This is a genomic window from Intestinibacter sp. (assembly GCF_051866655.1).
Taxonomy (GTDB): Bacteria; Bacillota; Clostridia; order Peptostreptococcales; family Peptostreptococcaceae; genus Intestinibacter.
Genome location: NZ_JBJDXL010000483.1, coordinates 1 through 2,522, shown reverse-complemented (window position 1 = coordinate 2,522; position 2,522 = coordinate 1). Strand labels below are relative to the sequence as shown.

Genomic DNA, 2,522 nt, shown 5'->3' with positions numbered 1-2,522 from the left:
ATAGAAAAGTGAAAGGAGTATTTTTATATGACTACTAAAACTATTTTAAAAAATATAAATATAAGAAATAAGCGACCCGCTAGAAGTTTTGTAAATGCTCTTGAAAAAGCTAAAAGTGGAGAAAACAAAGAAATTAAGCTAGATAAAGAATTTAGAAATGTAAAACAAAATGAAATAAAACATTTATTTTAAGATATGAAAAGATGGAGTGAAACTCATCTACTATAAAAAAACAGGCTTGTAAATCATACTAAATATGAAGCAAGCCTTTTATATTGTCTAAAAAATTACTTATTAAATTTTATCTGTAAGCCTATAAATTTCTAACAAACTATAATATAATAATATCTGATTCATATTTAACTATGAAATTAGATACGGAGATGAAAATAATGATAAGAAAAATATATTTAAACGAAGAAAAAGACACGAGAGAGATAGGCTTCAAGCTAGGCAAACTACTAAAGCCAGGGAGCATAATATGCCTAATTGGAGACCTAGGAGCAGGCAAGACTACTATGACTCAAAGCCTTGCCGAAGCACTAGAGGTAGACGACTACATAACAAGCCCTACCTTCACAATAGTAAACGAATATGAAGGCAAGATACCGCTATACCACTTCGACGTATATAGAATCGGATGTAGCGATGAGATGTACGACATAGGATTCGAGGAGTACATAAATGGAGAAGGTATATGCATAATTGAATGGGCGAACATAATTGAGGATATACTACCAGATGAATATTTAAAAATAGAATTAAAATACAAGGATATGGGAAGGGAAATGACTTTAATCCCTTATGGAGAAGAATACGAAAAAATAGTTGAGGAGTTGACTAAATAATGAAGATTTTGGGAATAGATACATCTTCTATGGCTGCGAGTGTGGCTGTTATAGAGGACAATAAATTAATTTGTGAATATACAATCAACACTAAAAAGACTCATTCACAAAAGCTTATGCCTATGATAGAAAATATGCTGAGTTTAAGTGATTTGAGCATAAGAGAGATGGATGCAGTGGCAATTTGCGAGGGGCCGGGATCATTTACTGGGCTTAGAATAGGAATGGCGACTGCTAAGGCGATTGCTCATGTGAACGACATACCAGTGATTGGCGTTAATTCGCTTGAAATACTTGCTGGAAACATGAACCTTTGTGACAAGAAAATATGCTCAATATTAGATGCACAAAGAAATCAAGTTTATACAGGAAGATACAAATACGTTGGTACAAAGTTAACAGAAATTAAAGAAATAGGAATCGAACCAATAGATGACCTACTTGAAGAATTGGCGCAAAGTAGCGAACAATGGATATTAGTAGGTGAAGCAGTTTATAAATACGAAGACAAAATCAAAGAGATTGAAAACATAGAAATTCCTGCAGCATCAAACAACGTAACTAAGGCAAGCAGTCTATGCTCAGTTGCAAAGGCTAAGTTTGATGAACAAAAGGACATATACAATTGCTACAATATAAACCCTCTATACATAAGAAAATCACAAGCCGAAGAACAATACGAAGAAAAACAAAAGAGGCTACAACAAAATGACAAATAAAATGGAAAATATGGACATAGGAAACAATCCAGACATACATCATGTTTTAAGTATGGCGACAGATTTAGATGCGAACAATTTAATCATAAGACCTATGAGAAAGGCAGATATCGATGAGGTTCACAAGGTAGAGGTCGATTGTTTTGCCGATCCTTGGTCTAAGAAATCTCTAATGGACGAGCTAAAAAACAATTTAGCGAGATATCTTGTGGCAGATTTAAATGGTAAAATTGTCGGATATGTTGGGATTTGGCTTATAGTAGATGAGGGGCATATAACAAACGTGGCAGTTCACAGTGATTATAGAGGTCAGAGAATAGGAGATAGATTAGTGCACGAAATGGTGGAATTATGCAAAAAAGAAGGCATTTTTTCAATGACATTAGAAGTCAGAAAATCAAACACAGTTGCACAAAATTTATATAGAAAATACGGATTTAAAATGGCAGGAATAAGAAAAGAATATTACAACGATAATAAAGAGGATGCCATAATTATGTGGAATCAATTGAAGGAATTTTAATAACGAGGCGGTGAAATAATGAAGGATATTATAACATTATCTATAGAAAGTAGTTGTGACGAGACAGCAGTTGCTATACTAAAAAACGGTAGAGAAGTGCTTGCTAACATAGTTTCAACTCAAATAGAATTACATAAAAAGTTCGGCGGTGTAGTTCCAGAGGTAGCATCTAGAAAACATATAGAAAACATAGACGCAGTATACCAAGAGGCTCTAGATACAGCAGGAATCAAACCAGAAGAAATCGACCACATAGCTGTGACTTACGGACCAGGGCTAGTTGGGGCGCTTTTAGTAGGATTATCTTATGCAAAGGCTCTTGCATTTACGCTAGGAATACCACTAGTTGGAGTAAACCACATGCAAGGTCACATAAACGCAAATTACATAGAACACAAGGATTTAAAACCACCATTTATAACTCTAGTAGTT

At 34.2% G+C, this 2,522-nt stretch carries 5 protein-coding genes; all 5 read left to right on the top strand.

From position 1 onward, the window contains the following. Positions 1–27 precede the first annotated feature (27 nt). Positions 28–192: a hypothetical protein gene (locus ACI3VO_RS14540; protein ID WP_439758604.1), complete on the top strand. Its 165-nt coding sequence runs from the start codon at positions 28–30 to the stop codon at positions 190–192. 203 nt (positions 193–395) lie between these two features. Continuing rightward, positions 396–848, top strand: coding sequence for a tRNA (adenosine(37)-N6)-threonylcarbamoyltransferase complex ATPase subunit type 1 TsaE (gene tsaE, locus ACI3VO_RS14535; RefSeq protein ID WP_439758606.1), 453 nt, complete (start codon positions 396–398; stop codon positions 846–848). Beyond that, on the top strand, positions 848–1,567 hold the full coding sequence (gene tsaB, locus ACI3VO_RS14530; RefSeq protein ID WP_439758603.1) for a tRNA (adenosine(37)-N6)-threonylcarbamoyltransferase complex dimerization subunit type 1 TsaB: 720 nt from the start codon (positions 848–850) through the stop codon (positions 1,565–1,567). Before tsaE ends, tsaB begins: the two co-directional genes overlap by 1 nt. 52 nt (positions 1,568–1,619) lie before the next feature. Continuing rightward, complete coding sequence (gene rimI, locus ACI3VO_RS14525; protein WP_439758605.1) at positions 1,620–2,090, top strand: ribosomal protein S18-alanine N-acetyltransferase; 471 nt, start codon at positions 1,620–1,622, stop codon at positions 2,088–2,090. 18 nt (positions 2,091–2,108) lie between these two features. Further along, positions 2,109–2,522, top strand: a 414-nt coding sequence (locus tag ACI3VO_RS14520; RefSeq protein ID WP_439758602.1) for a tRNA (adenosine(37)-N6)-threonylcarbamoyltransferase complex transferase subunit TsaD, incomplete at its 3' end; no start/stop codon positions are given.